This window comes from Halolactibacillus sp. JCM 19043 (assembly GCF_001310395.1).
In the GTDB taxonomy this organism is placed as follows: Bacteria; Bacillota; Bacilli; order Bacillales; family Amphibacillaceae; genus Halolactibacillus; species Halolactibacillus miurensis.
The window spans coordinates 16445-37608 of the sequence record NZ_BAXD01000026.1; the positions used below are offsets into that span (position 1 = coordinate 16445).

Genomic DNA, 21164 nt, shown 5'->3' on the forward strand with positions numbered 1-21164 from the left:
ATTCACATCTTATCACTCTAAAACTTTGTGTCAATAAAACGCTTACTTTATGAAACATTGTACCAGAACTTGATGAAAAACACGCTCTTTCATCGACGAATCATGACACATATTGTATTGAATAAGTCCCCCCCTATTTCAACAACATGAATGTTTATCTACTGTGATTTAATAATCTGAAGATTTTTGAGAACTATATTATCTATACGAAGGCGTGTAAGCGCTTTTATAATAGAGTTACATTACATTAGAAGGAGTGGCATAAATGAAGACATACCGTCAATTACTTTTGTTCATTAGTTTTGTCTTACTGATTCAACTGATCATCCCTATTGAATCAGCTCAAGCAACACACTTACTCAACAACAATGGGTTTGAAACAGATCCTTTTGAAGACTGGGACATAGACTCATCCAATTGGGATTTAGCTACCTTAACCCACAGTACCCAAGACGTACAATCTGGGAGCTATCATTTAAACTATTTTAACGATGATACAAATTCAAACACGGAAACCATCACGGTTTCCCAGACGATCGCGAATGTTTCCGCTGGCAACTACACCCTCTCTGTACAATCAATGGGGGGAAGTGAGTCTGTGGCAGGTCACGTGAGACTTGAAGCAAACGCATTACAATCAGATGTCTTTATGACAACCGGTTGGGGAAACTGGGAAACGTCTGAATTTAACTTCTCACTGGAAAACGACCAAGAGATGACCATCACTTTGACCGTTGAGGTACCACCTGGTGGATGGGGCTATCTTGATAACGTTGAATTGGTGCGTCAAGATGACAATACGACAACGCCGGTAGAAGCTGATATCCATGTTGAAAAGGTTGATGGACTAACCGATGATTTCATTAATGGTGTCGATATCAGCTCTATTATTGCTTTAGAAAATAGTGGTGTTAAGTTTTATAACGATCAAGGCGACGAGACAGATATTTTTACTACACTTAAGGACAAAGGCGTGAACTATGTCCGCGTAAAAATTTGGAACGACCCATACAACGCCGAAGGTTTTGGTTATGGCGGCGGGAATAATGATGTGGATAAAGCCCTCACCATTGGAAAACGCGCGACAGAAGCTGGCATGAAAGTCCTTGTCAACTTCCACTACTCCGACTTTTGGGCCGATCCCGCGAAACAAATGGCACCTAAAGCTTGGGCAGATTTTTCATTAGAAGAAAAACAAGTCGCGATTGATGACTTTACAACCTCGACTTTAACGACATTAATCGATCATGGGGTCGATGTCGGTATGGTACAAGTCGGAAATGAAACGAATAATGGTATGGCTGGTGAATCCGGTTGGACGAATATGCTGGCGCTATTTGATGCCGGTACACAAGCGGTTAGAGCGGTCGATCCTTCCATTGATATCGCCTTACACTTTACTAACCCTGAAAAAGGCACTTATCCTGGTTATGCCAAACGACTAGACGAGGCGAATATTGATTACGATATTTTCGCTTCAAGTTATTATTCATTCTGGCACGGCTCACTTGAAAACTTGACTGATACTTTGTCACACGTTGCTGACACATATGACAAAGACGTCTTAATGGTGGAAACAAGTTATGCCTATACACCAGAGGATGGTGATGGCCATGAAAATACGATTAAAGGAACAGAAAACAATCCACCTTATCCGTATACGGTTCAAGGTCAAGCAAATGCGATAAGAGATGCGATTGAAGCCGTTGTCAATGTCGGTGAGCACGGCTTAGGTGTCTTCTACTGGGAACCAGCCTGGTTACCTGTTGGCCCTAAAGAAGATGTCGAACAAAATAAAGACATTTGGGAAACATACGGCTCTGGTTGGGCTTCTAGTTATGCAAGTGAATATGACCCAGAAGATGCTGGTGTATGGTACGGGGGTAGTGCCATCGATAACCAAGCATGGTTTGATTTTGATGGGAACCCACTACCAACAGCTAATATTTTTAATTATGTCAAAACCGGTACCATTGCACCGGTCGTTCTTGAAACGATTGACGTACCAGAGATAACCGTTCATGTCGGTGAAACGATTCTCTATCCAGAAGACGTCACTTATCGTTATAGTGACGGTTCTGAAGAACAAGTTGGCGCAACATTTGATGCCCTTGTTGATACGAATCTTTCTCCTGGGACTTACAAAACAACAGGTACAACTGAAAAAGGTGATGATGTCACCCTAACAATCAAAGTTCTTGCCCAAAACTTTGTCGTTGACCCAAGCTTTGAACAAGTTAGTGACGCTTGGCAATTCACCTTTAACAAAGTAACAAATCAAGCCTCGATTAAAGAAGGCCAAGGTGATTCACATACCGGTCAATTCCATACGCATTACTGGTCAGATGAACCGATTGATTTTGTTTTAAGCCAAGAGATTGACTCACTTGAACCTGGAATCTATCAGTTGTCGATGTACAACCAGGGTGGTGACCATACTGATGGGGCGTTACTGTTGTTTGCAGAATCAGATACAAGATATGTTCAAGAAACAACGGTCAATGGTTGGGCGAACTGGCAATATACGACGATTGAACATATTGTAGTAACAGGTGATACTTTAATTATTGGCGCACATATCACCGCAAACAGCGGGGCATGGGGTACGTTAGATGATTTCAGTCTAATCCGGACAGGTGATTTACCGAGTGATCCTACACCTGAAAACCCAGACAATAACGAGACACCTGATGATTCTGACATAGAAGATGAGGAAGAAGGAGGCGATGACCCTGTCACAGATGATGATTCAGAGGTAGATGAAGATGATGACACGAATGATGAATCAGACACAGATACACCTGAAGATACGTTAGCGATTGATGACGTATCAAACATGACTGAGACCGATGATTACTTTGTAATTAACTCATCAAAACCAGTTATTACTTTTACTGAATCCGTGACACAAGCGTTAGACCGGCCTGTCTTCATTCAACAACCAAATCTATCACTGCTTATACCATATGAAAATCTCGTCAGTGACAGCGATGTGTCACTTCGTGTGGAACAAGTGAATGATCTCTCACTACAGACAAAAAGTCCTGTTTATCGTTTCAATTTAACGAATCTTTCCGGTCCGATCACGTTCCAAGAACCTATTGAAGTAACCTTTACCGTGACCGAACCTGTGGCTAATTGGGATGACCTTGTGATTCAATACTTATCTGAGTCAGGTGACGTTTTAGAAACAATTAAACCTACATCCTTCAATGTAGCAAATCAAACCGTGACAGTAATGTTAACCCACTTTAGTCTTTACACAGTCGCAGAAGTGGCATCAACACCTGAACGACCAACAGATAACGAGACAAACACTGATAATGACACGAATCAAGATGACACGGTAATTGATAACGATGTAAATAACGACAACGCATCGAATCAAGAAGCAACGACTGACCCATCAGATAATGAAACACCAGATGATTCAGAGAATACAAGCGGTGAACAGTTACCAAATACTTCAACTGTAACATTTAACCTTATTCTACTTGGTTTACTATTCATTTGTGTAAGTTCATTCATCATGTATTCTTACCAAAGAAAAGCATCAAATTAAGGAAAAAACTACAACTGTAAATAATTAAGGACAAACATATACCCCTAATCGACTCGATTAGGGGTATTTATGCGGCTTGTTAAAGTGTTGATCTTTTCCTTACATGTCTTTTATCCTGTTTTACTCTATCTCTTCTAAGACATCGGGATAGACAACCGTATCTTGAACTACCCCCACCTAACATTCTAACGAATGTTTGAGGAAGGTGTCTTCTCGCCCTAATACGATAAAGACATGCATCATTTTTTCATGTCTTATTCCTCCAATTTTTCAAAAATATTGTCTTATCGCTTCATCCTATCACATCCCTCCTACTTTTTACATTGGTATCCCTATTCTGTTACTCATTAGCAAACGCCTCTCAATAAGGAAATCGATTGCATGATATTTCATCATTGATTCTCCCCCTCTAATTCAGCAAAAAACATATTGTCCTTGTATTTTAGCGTAGTAAATCGCTTACTCTTTTATTTTTTTATAAACTTTTTATGCGAAATCGCTTTCATTTAATTATCTCATGTTGTATGATAAACATAGAGATTAATCTTGAGGAGGAATCACATATGGGAATGCCTAAAGCTGTGCTATTTGATTTAGACGGTGTTATTGTTGATACCGCTAAACATCATTATATTGCTTGGCGTGCACTCGCAAGTGAATTAGGTTTTGAATTCACTGAACAAGACAACGAACGTTTAAAAGGCGTCAGTCGAATGGATTCGTTAAATATTTTACTAGAAGTCGGAGGGTTAGCGTTACCCGAAGATGAAAAACAACAACTAGCTGCTAAAAAAAATGACCAGTACGTTAAAGCAATTAAACAAATGGATGAAACAGAGATTTTACCTGGTGTAACAGCGTTTCTCACCGCTTTAAAAGCAGCCGGTATTAGCTTCGCTTTAGGTTCAGCAAGTAAAAATGCGCCGATTATTTTGAACCAAATTGGGCTGTATGATGCATTTGATGCGATTGTTGATGGCAATGTGATTGAAAAAGCTAAACCAGACCCTGAAGTCTTTTTAAAAGGAGCCGAGTTGCTCGGCGTTGCCCCAGAGGCGTGTGTCGTGTTTGAAGATGCCCAAGCTGGGATTGAGCTGGTAAAAATGCCGGTATGTATGTTATTGGTGTGGGCGATCCCGAGGTGTTAACCGGGGCCGATGATTACGTGAGTGACTTATCAGAGATGACGTTAGACCGTCTCGCTCATTAATCCTTAATGCAAATAATGAAAGCGATCACAGAGTAGGAGGAATTTATTATGAAACCGTATTTAAAAGAACATCCTTGGTCTATTATCGAAGAAGGCTTTGATCAAACGAAACATGAAATCTCAGAAAGTATTTTCAGTATCGGTAATGGCCATATGGGTCAGCGCGCGAACTTTGAAGAAACCTACACAGGTGCTTCACTCCAAGGCAGCTACATGGCAGGTGTCTACTACCCAGATAAAACCCGTGTCGGTTGGTGGAAAAATGGCTACCCTGAGTACTTTGCTAAAGTCTTGAATGCGACGAACTGGATTGGATTAAAGCTTGTCATCAATGGGATTATCCTTAATTTAAATACTGCTAAAGTGTCTGAGTTTAAACGTGAACTTAATATGAAAGAAGGCTTTTTATACCGAGCCTTCACCGCGACACTTGAAAATGGCGATATCGTAACGGTAGAAGCGACACGATTTGTCAGTATTACAATGAAGGAAATCGGTGCGATTGAATATAAAGTGACACCCGTTAACTTTGACGGCGAGATAGAGATTACCTCTTTCTTAGACGGCGACATCATTAATAGTGACGCTAATTATGATGAAAAGTTTTGGGCCGAGGTGAACCAAACAGCCACTGACAATAAAGCCCTTGTCACAGTAAAAACAAAAAAACTTGATTTCTATTACACATCAAAGATGCAAACCTTTGTCGATACCGACGGCGTAAACATTGAACCCACGACTGCATCTACGCGCGAAAAATATGCCGACGTTGTCTTCCACGCGCCGCTTAAACAAGGGAAAACGACAGCTATTTATAAATACGCAGCCAATGTTACAAACCGCGATCATGCTCATGACGTCCTAGAAGCTGTAGCGACAGCCAAACTAACCGACGCTGTAAGCATTGGATTTGGCGCATTAAAGTCCGCACAAAAAGACGCTTGGGATAAAAAATGGCAGGATAGTGATATCGTCATCGAAGGTGACGTCAGTGCCCAACAAGGGATTCGTTTTAACATCTTCCATATGAACCAAACATATACTGGCAAAGATGCGCGCTTGAACATCGGGCCAAAAGGCTTTACGGGTGAAAAATACGGCGGCAGTACTTACTGGGACACCGAAGCATACTGCTTACCATTCTATCTTGCGACAGCGGACCAAAATATTTCCCGCAACTTACTCGTGTATCGTCACAATCATTTAGAAAAAGCGAAAGAAAACGCACAAAAACTCGGCTTCACTAAAGGTGCACTCTACCCAATGGTCACAATGAATGGTGAAGAAAGCCATAACGAATGGGAAATCACCTTTGAAGAAATTCACCGTAACGGAGCGATTGCTTATGCGATTTATGACTATGTCAACTACACCGGTGACAAAGACTATATCGGAGAATTAGGGATTGAAGTCCTCGTTGAAATTTCTCGTTTCTGGGAAGAACGCGTTCACTACGTCCCACGTAAAGACGTCTATATGATGCACGGTGTGACGGGGCCTAACGAATATGATAACAACGTCAACAACAACTGGTACACGAACCGCATCGCCAGCTGGACACTTGACTATACGTTACAGTCACTCCGTGACTTAAAAGAAACCGATCCAAGTCTTTATCAACAATGGGTAGAGAAACTACATCTTCAACCTGAAGAAACAACTAAATGGGAAGATATCATTGATAAGATGTACTACCCCGTTGACGAGAACTTAGGCGTCTTCTTACAAGCGGATAATTTCTTAGATAAAGAGATTATGAAGGTAGAAGACTTAGATTCTAAGCATTTACCTCTTAACCAAAACTGGTCATGGGACCGAATTTTACGCTCATGTTTCATTAAACAGGCGGATGTTTTACAAGGCATGCATTTCTTAAATCATGAATATGACCTTGACACAATTAAACGCAACTTTGACTTCTATGAGCCAATGACTGTTCATGAGTCATCACTCTCACCATGTGTCCACTCAATCTTGGCTTGTCAACTTGGTTATCAAGATAAAGCGTATGACATGTACTTACGTACCGCCCGTCTTGATTTAGATAACTACAACAATGATACAGAAGATGGCTGTCACATTACGAGCATGGCCGGCACGTGGATGTCTGTTGTCCAAGGCTTTGGTGGTATGAAAGTTATCGATCACGACTTACACTTACGACCATTTATTCCTGGCAAGTGGGACAGTTTCTCATTCAAGATTGTCTTTAGAGGGGCACGTCTGAACATTCATGTAACCCAACAACACATTGAGGTCACAAATGAAACAGCTGTCGACACTGCTGTAAAAATTTTCGATGAAACCGTTCATGTGGGTGGAAACGAAACCGTATCCGTCAAAACAAAGTAAAAACCTTAAACATTAAGCCGTAAGACGTCACCCCTACGACGTCTTACGGCTTGTTTCATTTTATGTTGTCAGCTGTGTAATCCTCTTTTACTAGAAATAATTCTTACCTACTTGTTAGACGATTGTTTCTGTATGACATACGCCTGAAAGTCTTTAAATGGGATGGGCCGGCTAAAGTAATAACCTTGAACATAATCACACGTGGTTGCCTTTAAGAAATCACGTTGCTCCTTCGTTTCGACTCCTTCTGCGACAACCGATAAACCTAAACTCTTTCCCATAGCTAAAATTGCATGAACGATGGCTTTTGTTTGATCTAAGTCACGGATAAAAGATTGATCAATTTTTAGTTGATTGACTTTTAACTTATGTAATTTTTCAAGTGATGAATACCCTGTACCAAAATCATCAATCGACACACCAACACCTAATGCTTCAATCTGATTGATCGTTTCTTTCACTCGCGCAGAATGACTGACAGATGTTTCCTCTGTTACTTCTAATATAAGATGATCTTTCGGAAAAGCTGTCTCCTCTAATATCGTTTTTAAGACTAAAGGAAAGTGACTATTTTCTAGTTGCTGGATCGACACATTCACCGCCATTTTAAACATCCCTTCCGTCATCTCTACAACCTCGCGCATCGTTGAACATGCTTGTTTAAGCACCCACTCACCAATGGGCAAAATTAGACCATAATCTTCTGCGATTGGAATAAACTCACCTGGTGACACACGACCAAGCGTGTCATTTTCAAAACGAAGAAGGGCCTCTGCTCCAACAACCTGATCCGTTTTCACATCGACAACTGGTTGATAATGAAGCGTAAAATCTCGGTCAAAATCCGCTTGCTGGAGTGCTGTTTTCACCTCGAAGATCCGGTTCATCTCTGTCGCGAGCGTTTTATTGTAGTGGACAAAGGTATTCCCTTCATGCTTTTTAGCTTCAAACATGGCAATATCCGCGTGCATTAATAAGGCATTCGAACTGGCCCCATCAGTAGGATAAATCGCCACACCAACACTACACGTAACAAGAAGTTGGTAGCCTTCTAAGTCAAACGGTACATCGAGGTATTTAAAGAAGTCTTCAAGTCGCTCATCGACTTGATTGTGGTCTTCCTCTAACATCACTACAACGAATTCATCCCCGCTCACACGAGAGATTAGCGATGATGTAAAGGTGCGACGCAATGTGTCCGCAAACTGAATCAACAAATCATCCCCAACCGCATGACCCAAATTGTCATTAATGGTTTTAAAGCGGTCGATATCGATATACAATAAAGTGACAAACGGATGCTCTTGTCCAATTAACCACTGATCAATGTAACGAGTGATGAACGAACGGTTATAGAGGTTGGTTAACTTATCCTTTGTCTCAAGTACATCAATCGCTCGTTCATGTGCTTTCATCTCAGTGTTATCAATAAAGATCCCGACAAAACGAGCGAGATTATCTGCTTCATCTTTAATAGAAAAAATCTTTAGAAACTCAGGAAATATCTCGCCACTTTTTCGCCGATTCCAAATCTCACCTGTCCAAGAACCGTGTGTCAAAATGTCTTCCCACATCTTTTCATAAAAATCAGCCGTGTGCTTTCCCGACTGTAAAATACGTGGATTTTCCCCTAGCACGTCTTTTTTCTGTGTAACCCGTAATTGTCGTATAAGCGTCATTGATCCATTCTATATCACCGTTTAAATTGGTAATGACAACCCCTTGGTTCGTATTCTCTAACACCGAAGCCAACATCTGATTATATGTTTTTAATTCTATTTCTTTTCGCTTATCAATATAAATCGCACACGTCGCGAGTAATACGTTATCCACATACACCGGCATAGCGACCAGCTGAACGTGAATGGCCTGACCACTTTTTGTTTGGCGAATATTATTTTGAGTAATAACCATACCTTCATTTATCTTCTCTTTATTCGATTCAAACAGATCGGTATAGCCTTTCGGATATATTAATTGTTCTGGCGTGCGGCCGATTGTCTCTTCATGCTTATAACCAAATAAAGCTTCAAAGTGTTGGTTCACTTTTTTCACCCGATATTCCTGGTCCATCACCATAATGGCATAAGGCGATTGTTCAAACAACACGTTGAAATAACTATTATTCTCTAACAGATCAGTGACGTCGGTTACAAGTGAAAATAATAATGTTTTCCCTCTAAATGTCACTGGAATGCTGTTCACCTTTACTTCACGAATGCGACCGTCTTTTAGCCGGTGGCGGAACTGAAAATACCGCTCCTTTTTCCGCTTCGCCTCAGCTATCTTTTGTTTAACCGACGCCATCGGTAGTGTGTTAATATCAAAAATAGTCATGCGTTTTAATGTCTCTTTTTCGTACTGATAAAACTGACAGGCTGTTTGATTCGCCTCTATAATTTGACCATCAACTGGCCGAATAATTAATACCGGTAAATGATGTTGTTCAAATAACGTATAATAAAGATTTTCTTCGCAACCATCTTGGGACTGAATAATTGGAGCCATCTGTTGGTCCACCTTCTTTCCTTGGACTAGCTATTAGATATCGTTGGTAGGTCATGTAAGTTCCCCTATTATATCATGACAAAAACCCTTCTCCTAGCGATTTATCATAACCTTCCCTACTTAAACAGACAAAAACAGCTACTTATCTAAAAGCAGCTGTTTCATCGGCTTGTCTTCCATCTATTGGCGTTAGTTTTTAAAATCTAACAATAGGTTTAACTGATACGTCTGGGTTGGATAAAGCGTAAATTCAGGGTGCGTTTTTTGTCCCCATGAATCATCGCCACCAATCCCCATTTGAGACGCATTGACTGTCATGACAGTCTCGGTTACCTCTGGTAAGAGGTGATGGTGCGTCGCTGTTTCTATTTGATTCGCACGATAGGGTAAAGCACTTGCTTCAAATGGTGTCTCACCTTTAACGGTAAAGGTTGTCACATCATTTGAGAGACTCATGCGATACACATCTATTTTATTTCCGCATTCCTGTGGTTTCAAATACGGCACCATCTGATCCGTTACTTTTGCGGTGTAATGACCGACTAATTGAGACGTGTAACGATCGATATAAGACTCTTCTGGTCCACGACCGAGATAATCTAATGTTTGATAGTCTTTTGGCAGTCCAAACGTTAACCCAACCGCTGGAATCTCAGGTAAGTCTCGGTTCGGTGTAAAGCGGTAATCCAGTGACACCTCTCCCATCGTTTGAATCGACAATTCAAGACGCGTTTCACTATTTTTAAGTGCCGGATAACGGTGGCGTGATATGACTGTCACCTCTGTCGTTGACGTTTCAACATCTAATGACTGTAACGTCATATCCGCTGTCGCCTCTTTAAAACAAGCACTGCGCTTGTCTAGTCCATTTCCACGGTCGTTATCCGTCATCGCGCGCCAGAAGTTAGGTAAGACAGGACTTGTGAGCATGTCTTTCTTGCCTTTAGAAAGCTGCGTGATTAATCCTGTTTCCGTTGAAATGACCACAGCAAGATGCTCATTTTCAATGATGATGGACTGATCTTTCTCTATGACAGAAAGTGGTGAAGTCGCTTGTTTCACCGTTTCTTGTACCACATGTTGTTTGACTACAGGTAAAGCGAACTGATCATAAGCTAAACAATCGCCTTTATTCGCAAATGTATTCGTTTCTGTATAGAGTATCGACAGATTAATATGATAGACGTCTCCTTTGTAGTCAGATAAATCAGGATCAAATGTGACCGTTACCCGTTCACCCGGAGCACAATCAACGGTCGTTGTATCACTCCTCACGACATCCCCATCAACTAACCAATCGAATTTTAAGGCATGCGCATTTAAATTCATAAATAAGTAACGGTTTTCAATCGTGACCTCACCTTTTGCCGCATCTAATAGCTCAAACGCAACGGGTTGATATTGACGTTTGACTTCTGCCAGTTTTGGTGTTGGACGACCATCGGCGAAGACAATCCCGTTACCACTAAAGTTGCTGTCATGTGGTGATTCACCAAAGTCGCCTCCGTAGGCAAGGAAGGGTTGTCCATCTTTTGTCTCGTGGCGAAGAGCCTGGTCTTTAAAGTCCCAAATAAATCCACCTTGTAAAATATCATATTGATAGAATAGGTCTTGGTATTGATTAAAGTTGCCGAGCGAGTTCCCCATCGCATGCGAATATTCACAAAGAATATACGGTTTTTTATTCGGTGTCTCACTTTCAGCATATTGTTTAATGCCCTCTGGCGAAATGTACATCGTACTTTCAATATCACTTGCTCGCTCTGAGTCGCGGTAATGGAAGATTCCTTCGTAATGAACGAGACGTGACGGGTCTTTTTCTTTAAAGAAGTCATGCATTTTAATAAAGTTGTCGCCACCAAATGATTCATTACCGAGTGAATAGATCACAATCGATGGATGGTTTTTATCGCGTTCAAACATGCTTTCAGAACGGTCTAAGACATTATTTGTCCACTCTGGTTTGCTACCTGGAACAGTGTCTTCTAACGTTTGTTGTCCATAACGCCACGTACCATGTGTTTCTAAATTGACCTCATCAATCACATAAAGACCGTACACATCACATAAATGGTACCAATACGGATCATTCGGATAGTGTGACGTTCTGACCGCATTAATATTCGCCCGTTTCATCGTGAGAATATCTTCAAGCATATGTTCTTTTGTGACCGCGCGGCCAACATCATAATGAAACTCATGACGGTTGACACCTTTAAAGACGATGCGCTCCCCATTGATTTTCATTAGCCCATCTTTTAACTCAAAGGTACGAAAACCCGTGAAGTGTTTTTCTGATACATACACGTCTTTTTCAGGTTCTTTTAAGCTAACGGTTACCGTATAAAGATGCGGAAATTCTGCCGACCACTTCTTCGGTGATTCAATAGCGGATGATAGTGTCAGGACTTCAGTCCCCTCTTTTAAAGTCACTGTTTTTTCTAATGGCTCATCAAACACTAACTGATCACCATCATAGAGGTTAACAAGACACGTCACCGTTTGTTCCTCATCGCTGTAATTTCTTAACGTCACATCGATGTTAAACACACCATCTTTATAGTCCTCATCAAGTACAGGCTTAATAAAGGTATTATCAATATGAACAACTGGTTGACGATATAAATAGAGATCACGGAAGATCCCACTTAAACGCCAAAAGTCTTGATCTTCTAACCAGCTCGCATCACACCAGCGGTACACTTCTAGCGCAAATGTGTTTTCACCTGGTTTTAAATATGGTGTCACATCAAATTCACTCGCAGTAAAGGTATCTTCACTGTAACCAACAAAGTCACCATTGATCCATAAATAAAAAGCGGACTCAACCCCCTCAAGGCGGAAGTAAACCGGTTCTTTCGTGAAGTCTTCCGGTAAGTCTATTGTTTTTAAGTAATGGCCGACCGGGTTATAGTTTGTCGGCGCAAATGGCGCTTTTATGTCTTCATGTTCCACCCACGGATACGTCGTATTGGTATACTGTGGATAATCATAACCTTCTAATTGCCAGTGACTCGGTACCTTGATAGGTTTAAAGTTTGACTGATCAAAGTCGTCTCGATAAAACCCTTCCAGTCTTTCACTTGGATTTTTCACCCAATAGAAATTCCACTCACCACTTAGTGATAGATAGCGATTTGATTGTTCTTTATCCAGTGTACGTGCGGCTTCCTCTGAATCAAACGGCATATGGTCGGCCGTTAAGGTCCGTCGGTTTAATTGGAAAATTTCAGGGTTGTTGTTCCACTCAGGATAACCGTTTTTTGGTGGTGCATAGGTGTATTTTGGATAATGTTTCATTCTGTTTCCTCCTGTACTTTAAAATGTAAGAGATACCCGCGAGCATCTCCCGCGTCACTACGGTCGATATACCGGTCTAACTCTAATCCATGGTACATCAATTGATCCCCATAGAAAATACTATCTGTGCCGACTAATGTGTAAGCTTTATTCTTCTTTAAACCGACTAGCTTGAGTTGTCTAAAGGCAGGGTTTGGTTGTGCTTGTTGTTGGATGTAGGTAACTAATACGTCTGTTTCATCTTGAGACACAAATTGCCAACTGGCATGAAGTGGATCATCAAACGGGCTAATCAGCCTGGTCATTTGCCCGAACTGAACTACCGGTTGAACCTGTTTATAGTGACGAATCTGTTCTTGAACGATTGTTTTTTCTTCTTTTGATAATTGACTCGGGTCGAGTTCATACCCCAGCATACCACTAAAGGCGACGACCCCTCTTGTCTCGATTGGCGTCATCCTTCCGGTTTGATGATTCGGCACCGCCGATACGTGTGCCCCCATCATCGAAGCAGGATACACAAGAGACGTCCCGTACTGAATCTTGACCCGCTCTAGGCATCCGTGTCATCACTCGTCCATCCTTGCGGCGCATAATACAACATGCCTGGGTCAAAGCGCGCCCCACCAGCGGCACATGATTCAAACAAAACGTTTGGAAAATCGGTCGTTAGTAACTCATATAACCGGTATACCCCTAAGATATAGCGATGTCTAAAAGAAGTTTGGTCAGCTGGGGCAAGATGAACGGAACCTGCTTCAGTCATAAACCTGTTCATATCCCATTTAACATAGTCGACGTTTGCCTCGGTTAAGCGCTCTTTGATTAGATGATAGATATAATCAATCACCGCTTTATTTGAAAAGTCTAACACATATTGGTTACGTCCCGGACTGTTTGGTCGATTGTTGACTCCAACGACCCAGTCTGGATGAGCATGATAGAGTTCTGACTTTGGTGAGATCATTTCAGGTTCAATCCAAAGACCAAACTGAAGACCGAGTCCGTGAATCTTTTCTGATAAAGACCTCAGACCATTCGGTAACTTCTTCTCATCAACAAACCAATCACCGAGTGACGTTGTGTCGCTGTTTCTCCCTTTAAACCAGCCATCATCTAAAACGAATAACTCAACACCCAGCTGTTTTGCTTCTGTTGCCATCTGTAACAATTTATCTTCATTAAAGTTAAAATACGTGGCTTCCCAGTTATTGATAAGGACAGGACGTAATTTATCTCTCCAAACGCCACGGGCTAAACGGGTGCGGTATAGAGTGTGATAAACTTGACTCAATTTATTTAAGCCTTGGTCTGAATAAACCATCACCACTTCTGGTGTCGTAAACGTTTCGTCCCTTTCTAATCGCCAGTTAAAATCAAACGGATTAATCCCCATCGTCACACGGGTCGTGTCATAATGATCGACCTCCATTTGTGCTAAGAAGTTACCGCTATAGACTAAACTAAAACCGTAAGCTTCACCAACATGTTCTTGGCAGTCTCAGGTCGTAATAAAGCGATAAACGGATTGTGTTGCGGGGAACTCGCTCCACGGGTAGATTGGATGTTTTGTATCCCAGCATGAAGCGGTGTCCGTTTTATATGGCGCTCACGCGCCCACGAACCCGCAAGTTCTAACCAATCAAATTGGTTATGATTGAAATCAAGTGATGCGCTCATCATTTGATTAATAATGAGGTCATCTCGGTGATGATTTGTTAAAGTGACGTGACGTGTTATTACCGGATGATGTTGATAAATTGTATAAGAAAGTGTTAATGTTGCCTCTAACACCTCATCTCTTAAGAAGACTTTAAGCGTATCTGCCTCCTCACTAGATTCGACATATGTCGCCGGAAGTCCTTTCAATTTTGTTTTTCCTTTTACTTTTTCGTATCCCGTATAAGTAAATCGACTGACCCGATGGCCGTCTTTATTCGTTAGCTGAACAGCGGGCAAGCGAAAATCACTCCGAGAAAAACTCGGGTATTCTTGTCTTATCACATCCATTGAAAGCGCCGCATCCGCTTCTGTACAACTATTATCTTTTACTTCCGTATAAAACAACTGACTAAAGTCAGCGACATGACTTAGTTTTTTTCCGTAATAAAGATGCGTGAGTTCTCCATTTGGTAAAACGCTAAAAAGATAACTCACATCCCGATTGGTTAAATGGAATGTGAGCGTCTCTTCATTGACATAAATCGCCATTAAATTTCCTCCCTTAACTGTCAAACTTCCTATCGTTCTATAGGTATTGATTGATTAAATCAGTGATTTTATCCTTTGACTGACCCCATCATACCTGCGACAAAGTGTTTCTGCATAAAGAAGAACACCAGCGCCGTTGGTAACGTCGCGATCGTAATCGCCGACATAATCATGCCGTAATCGGGCGAATAGCTTGACCCTAAGTTAGAGATCAGTAACGGAATCGTTTGTTTACTGGGTGACTGCAAGACAACGAGTGGCCAGAGGAAATTATTCCAACTGTTCATAAAGGCAATAATCGCTGCGGCCGCATACGTTGTTTTCATTGTTGGGACAAAGATTCTAAAGAAAATACCGATTTCACTTAAGCCATCAATCCGTCCTGCTTCAATTAAATCTTTCGGAAACATCTTCGTATTCTGTCTAAAGAAGAAGATGAAGAAAGCGGTTGTAATCGTCGGTAGAAAGGCCGCCGCTAACGTATCAATCCCGATAATCGGGGCGGTTTGTGAAATCCGTCCAAATAAACGATACAGTGGGATCATAATCGATGCGAATGGAATCATCATCGATAGGAGTAAAATGTTAAAGACGATGTCTTTTCCTTTACTGCGATACATCTGAAAACCATAACCAGCGAGTGAGGCAATAAATAGCGTAAAGACCGTTGATAAAATCGCAATAATCGCACTGTTTGTGAGCGCAGTGACCATATCAACTTGGTCGAATAATTTGCGTAAGTTTTCAAATAAATACGTTCCTGGTAGCTGTCGACCTTGAGTGACATCGACAGATTTATTCGTCATACTCACAATCATCCAAAAGAATGGATAAATGGAAATGATGGTTGCGATAGATAAGAAGAGATATATGAGTGTCTTTTTTAGTTTCTTCATTCTTTTTCACCTGCCACTTTAAATTGAATAATAGATAGAATAACGACGAGGATCACAATGACATAAGAGACCGTTGCAGCATAACCGAAGTTCGGTGTGTACTTAAATGATAAGTCATAAATGTACTGCGAAATCGAAATCGTTTGGATCCCTGGTCCGCCACTCGTAATGTTGACAACTTCATCAAAGAGTTGAAGTGTCCCGATGGTGGATGTGATCGTTGTAAAGAGAATAATCGGTTTAAGCATCGGAATCGTGATTTGAATAAATTGTTGGAAGCTATTAGCCCCATCAATGCGAGCAGCTTCATAAATGGATCGATCAATATTTTGAAGGGCGGATAGATAAAAGATCATATTATAGCCTGTCCATCGCCACGTAATCGCAAGAATAATAACAACTTTTGCCCAAAACGGATCTGAGATAAAGGCAATGGGCTCACTAATAAAATTCAAGTTTAAAAGTAATTGATTGACAATCCCATCAATACTAAACATGTATTTAAAAATAACAGAATACGCAACGAGTGAGGTAACTGCTGGTAAAAAGATCGCAGTTCTAAAAAAACCACGGAATTTTAAATCAGGATCATTTAAGATGACAGAGAAAAATAAAGCAAGGACAATCATGAGTGGCACTTGAATAATAAGATACGTCATCGTATTAATTAAAGCTTGTCTTAAGGTTGGATCATTAAGTAATCGACTCCAGTTATTAAGACCAACATATTCTAAATTGGCGCCCATACCCGATTGAAAGGATAATAAAAAGGCATCGAACATTGGGTAAAAATAAAACAACGTAATGGCTACAACAGATATAAGAACAAATAACCAACCGATATTATTTTTATTTGTGAGCTGCTTCATCGTTATCTAACTCCTTTTTTAAACTAAAGCCGCAAGGCTTATCTTTCTATCCCCTTGCGGCTTAGCCATTCTAAATTAACGTAATTGTGTTTCAGCTTGTGATTGCGCGTTATCTAATACATCACCAACATCCGCACCGTTAAGGTAGTTTTGCATTTCAACTTTTAAGATGTCATCAACCGCATAGGTGTGCATACCGTAGTTGACTGGTGGGATTTGTTCTGACCAAGTCGCAAAGTCTTGGATAATCGCTTGACCACCGAAGAATGGATCTTCTTGTTCAAAAGCTTCACCTTGTGTCCCTGGAATATACGTACCAAGTGCACCAATCTCCGTAACTAAATCTGTGTAGAACTGTTCATTTGAACCGAATGTATTCGCTAAAAACTCAGCCGCAAGTTCTTTACCATCTTGATTTAACACATACCATGAACTACCACCAAGTTTGATGTGTTCACCGCACCGTCTACTTCTAAACGTGGAAGTGGAAGAACAGCCCAGTTACCTGATTGACTCGCTTCTGCTTTCACACTAGGAGTGATCCAGTTACCTGTTGGGACTGTTGCGACATCCCCACTGTTAAACGCACTAACAAATTGGCTCCAGTCAGAGTTTAATTTGACGATATCTGCATCCATCATCTCTTTATATAAAACAAAGATTTCTTCAAGGGCAGGGTTATCAGCTAAAGCTGGTGTGTTACCATCTTCTTCAAAGTACCATTCGCCAGCTGACTGTAACATCATCCGCACCATACCAAAGTCGTTTGGATCAAGCGTAATCATATCTTTACCTGTCGCTGCTTTCACTTCTTTACCGATTTCAATGTATTCTTTCCATGTAATATCACTTAAATCTTCTACAGTATAGCCTGCTTCTTCTAAGTAATCGGTCCGAACATAAAGACCACTTACCCCTGTATCAAATGGTAAACCGTAAATGTCGCCATCAAAGCTTGTTGCTTCGACTTTGTACTGAGCGAAGTCATCTGGGTTAATATAATCCGTTAGTGGATAAAAAGCGTCAGGGTACGATTGTAAGAAACTCTGTGCCCGGTAATCTTCAATTAACACAATGTTTGGCATCCCTTGTGTTGTACCTGATGATAATCCTGCGTTTAAACGTTGAATAATATCATCTTGAGCATTTTCAATGATTTCAACATACATCTCACTGTCACCATCATACGCTTGGTTTGCAAGTTCTAATGCACGAATATTAAAGTTTGGATCCCACGCCCACGCGGTGACTGATTGCACGCCGTCCGATGTTTCACCTGAGTCTGTTCCGTTATCTGAATCACTTCCGCCCGTGTCGTCATTTGACGTGTCATCCCCACCACAAGCAGCTAGTACACCCAGCATCAAAATAAGTAATAAAGTAAAAATCTTTTTCATAAGTAAACCCTCCTTATAATTTGTGTAAGCGTTTTCTTTTTCGCTACATCCTTAGTATAACGCCAAAGAAAAAAGACCGTTAGCACGATCTTTAGATAAGTAATGGTCTATTTTTTAGATAGTGCCCGGTCTTTTCTCTTCATTTTTGGTCTTATTTTTAGAAGTTGGACTATTTTTATATCTCGTGAAAAGTCTCACGATTTTTTTATCAGTGGTAAGGTGACGATCACCCGTGTTCCTTGTCCTTGTTCACTCTTTACCGTGACACCGTACTGATTACCATAAAGTAAATGGATCCGTTCTTGAACATTTTTCATCCCAATACCTGAAAACATTTGCCTTTTATGATTCACCACATAAGGGAATTGTTCTTTTGACAACATCATGCCATCACCATCATCCATGACTTCACAGTAAAGCGTCTCCTCTTGTTTTCTCATCATGATTTGAATGAAACCTGTTTTCTTTTCATTAAACGCATGAAAAAAGGCATTTTCAATAAATGGTTGTAAGACGAGTTTCGGTAAATGATACGCATATACATCCGGTGCGACAAAGAAATTCACCCTTATTTGGTCACCGTAACGGGCTTGATTAATTTTAACGTAGTGTTTCATGTTGTCTAACTCTTGTTCGACCGTCACTGTTTCTCCGACTTCTCCTAGTGTGTTTTGGAGTAAGTTAATAAGTGCATGAATCGTCTCAATCGCTTCTTCTGTCTGTTCATGTCTTACCATAAACTTCACCGTCGTCAAGGTGTTATATAAGAAATGCGGATTGATTTGGTGTTGCAGGGCACGCAGTTCCGCGTCACGCTGTTTCTTTTGCGATTCAACAACGACACTTACATACTGGTCGAGTTCATCAAGCGTATAGTTAAACGCTCGGGCAATCTGAGTGGACTCATAGCCACCTTCTTCTTTTAAGCGCTTGGTGAAATTGTGTTTATTTAACTTTGCAATTTGTCTCACTAAACGTGTGAGTGATAAGGTAATATGTCGAGAAATTAGCCATGATAGTAAAATTGCCATTAACACAATACCGATCGTAATGACTATAAGCTCCTGGGTATCGATTAAATTACCAACAATGGTTTCTTGGTCAATCACGTTCACTAAATACATATCCAGTCCGGTTATATACTCCATTAAAACGTGATAATCCGTCCCAAAAATCGTCACTGTATCTGTCAGCGTCTCATTTAGTGGATCTCTTTCAATCATTTGTTTTAAGTGATCAAGTTTTTTACCAACCCAACCAGCTTGGTTACTCGATAACACGACGCCTTCTCTGTTTAACAGGACCATCGAGTTTTCCGCACTCGTATAACCTTCATAGAAGGAACGCAGCTCATTTTCTTTAATCGCCACGTAACTAAAGCCATACGTACCAGAAGTAAACCGATTAGCCAGAGCTTTGCCGGCGACGATCAGCGGCTCGTCTTCTGTTTCTACCATCGCATAATGAATACTATTTGGCTCATTTTTTAATTTGTTATTGAACGACCAGCTGGACAGTTGGTCATAGGTCACGGGCCAATACGAATAATTCATATTGTACAAATCTTCATACGGGCCGAGAACCATCAAGTTTGCCCCTTCAGGCTGAATGCGGGTATAAATCCGGCGGATTTCTGTGACGATATCGAACGCATTTTGTGCGTGATTAGTAGAAGTGGTATCCTCAACGGCTAATACGCGTTTAATTGTTCCTGAATTCTCAACATCTTGAAGCGTTCTAACAACAGCCGCCGTGTAGTCATCAAAGCGACGCTTTGATTCATTGATAATCCGTTCGTTCGTTAGACTGAATGTATCCATAAAATACGCCGTTGAAATTCGCAAGGTACTGACACTAATGAGAATCGCCACTAACAAAACACTCAGCAACGTCACACCAAATACTTTAAGAAATAAACCATTGCGATACAACCAATCTTTCAATCCAAATAATAACCGACTCATCGCGTCGTCTCTTTTCTATAGCGACTCGGTGATAATGATGTTTTCTTTTTGAACACTTTACAAAAATAACTATGGTCTTGATAACCCACCATACTTCCGACATCGGCAATCGATAAATCATGATTATTCAACAACTCTTTCGCTTTATTAATTCTCACATCCGTGAGGTAATCACTAAACCCTTTATTTAAGTGTTGAGAAAAATAACTGGATAAGTACGAGGGATTAAAATGAAAATGGGCACTTAAATCGGTCAGTGACAGTGATTCACTGTAATGGTCATCAATATAAGCAAGTAGCTGCGTTAAATTATCGTGTTCTTGATTGGACTGCATCACTTGGTTGGTCAGTTCATTGTAGAACTGTTGGAAATGAAAATAGGCTTCAACGAGTGTTGTACTATGATTGATCGCATTAAAGTACTGATACTTTTTTTGTTCAAAGTGATCATTCTTGCCTGTTTTATCGGTTAAGGCCACGACCATGTTAAAAATAATGTTGCCGAGTAAATTCTTTACTTCATTCGGTCCTGATTGGTAGTCTTGTTTTATTGAATTTAGATAGTCGTCCATATATCGAAGGGCCACACCATATTTCTCTTGTTTAAATAACGTCAGAAAAATACTGAGATCAAATGGCTTATTACTTGGAACAAGTACTGGTAAAGCTTGATAATCGAGTAACACATGTTCAGATAAAAAGAAATGATAGCGCCGTAACAACTTGATCTCATCATATAAACGCGTAATCTCACGTGCCTCTTTCGCCTTCGATGATTGAATGAGTGAGACAGCGTGTGAAGACAGAGCTTCATGTTCATGATTTAAAGCATCAGCCAACCTATCTTCTTCACCAAACAATAGCTGTAACCGGTGATGGTCATCTCGTTCTAATT

9 protein-coding genes and 3 pseudogenes are annotated in these 21164 nt (G+C 40.7%); 3 read left to right on the forward strand and 9 right to left on the reverse strand.

The genetic code is table 11. The features are described from left to right. Positions 1-265: 265 nt before the first annotated feature. The 3 genes and pseudogenes from JCM19043_RS18390 (at position 266) to JCM19043_RS11825 (ending at position 7124) form a co-directional block, all read left to right on the forward strand. Positions 266-3562 carry a glycosyl hydrolase 53 family protein gene (locus JCM19043_RS18390; RefSeq protein ID WP_062322752.1) on the forward strand — a complete coding sequence of 1099 codons (3297 nt, stop codon included), beginning with the start codon at positions 266-268 and terminating at the stop codon, positions 3560-3562. Positions 3563-4125: 563 nt separating this feature from the next. Further along, positions 4126-4772, forward strand: a pseudogene (gene pgmB, locus JCM19043_RS11820) (beta-phosphoglucomutase). Between the two features lie 48 nt (positions 4773-4820). Further along, positions 4821-7124, forward strand: coding sequence for a glycoside hydrolase family 65 protein (locus JCM19043_RS11825; RefSeq protein WP_062322754.1), 2304 nt, complete (start codon positions 4821-4823; stop codon positions 7122-7124). Positions 7125-7231: 107 nt separating this feature from the next. Here JCM19043_RS11825 and JCM19043_RS11830 read toward each other — a convergent pair whose 3' ends face one another. The 9 genes and pseudogenes from JCM19043_RS11830 to JCM19043_RS11870 all read right to left on the reverse strand — a co-directional run bounded on the left by JCM19043_RS11830 (position 7232) and on the right by JCM19043_RS11870 (position 21129). Beyond that, the gene (locus JCM19043_RS11830; protein WP_082394542.1) at positions 7232-8803 is read right to left on the reverse strand and encodes a bifunctional diguanylate cyclase/phosphodiesterase; all 1572 of its coding nucleotides are present in this window, start codon (positions 8801-8803) and stop codon (positions 7232-7234) included. Continuing rightward, positions 8712-9632 carry a PAS domain S-box protein gene (locus tag JCM19043_RS11835; protein ID WP_062322758.1) on the reverse strand — a complete coding sequence of 307 codons (921 nt, stop codon included), beginning with the start codon at positions 9630-9632 and terminating at the stop codon, positions 8712-8714. Before JCM19043_RS11835 ends, JCM19043_RS11830 begins: the two co-directional genes overlap by 92 nt. A 189-nt stretch (positions 9633-9821) precedes the next feature. Further along, positions 9822-12932 carry a glycoside hydrolase family 2 TIM barrel-domain containing protein gene (locus JCM19043_RS11840; protein ID WP_062322760.1) on the reverse strand — a complete coding sequence of 1037 codons (3111 nt, stop codon included), beginning with the start codon at positions 12930-12932 and terminating at the stop codon, positions 9822-9824. After that, positions 12929-15143, reverse strand: a pseudogene (locus JCM19043_RS11845) (alpha-galactosidase). Before JCM19043_RS11845 ends, JCM19043_RS11840 begins: the two are co-directional and overlap by 4 nt. Positions 15144-15211: 68 nt before the next feature. Next, a complete protein-coding gene (locus JCM19043_RS11850) occupies positions 15212-16039 on the reverse strand; it encodes a carbohydrate ABC transporter permease (RefSeq protein ID WP_062322762.1) in 828 nt (275 codons plus the stop codon). Further along, a complete protein-coding gene (locus JCM19043_RS11855) occupies positions 16036-16908 on the reverse strand; it encodes a carbohydrate ABC transporter permease (RefSeq protein ID WP_062322764.1) in 873 nt (290 codons plus the stop codon). The genes JCM19043_RS11850 and JCM19043_RS11855 overlap by 4 nt, the downstream gene beginning before the upstream one ends. A 75-nt stretch (positions 16909-16983) precedes the next feature. Then, positions 16984-18305: pseudogene (locus tag JCM19043_RS11860) on the reverse strand (ABC transporter substrate-binding protein). Positions 18306-18499: 194 nt separating this feature from the next. Then, positions 18500-20269 (reverse strand): sensor histidine kinase, encoded by a 1770-nt coding sequence (locus JCM19043_RS11865; protein ID WP_062322766.1) that lies wholly within the window; start codon positions 20267-20269, stop codon positions 18500-18502. Next, positions 20266-21129 carry a helix-turn-helix transcriptional regulator gene (locus JCM19043_RS11870; RefSeq protein ID WP_156321407.1) on the reverse strand — a complete coding sequence of 288 codons (864 nt, stop codon included), beginning with the start codon at positions 21127-21129 and terminating at the stop codon, positions 20266-20268. The genes JCM19043_RS11865 and JCM19043_RS11870 overlap by 4 nt, the downstream gene beginning before the upstream one ends. Between the last annotated feature and the right edge of the window lie 35 nt (positions 21130-21164).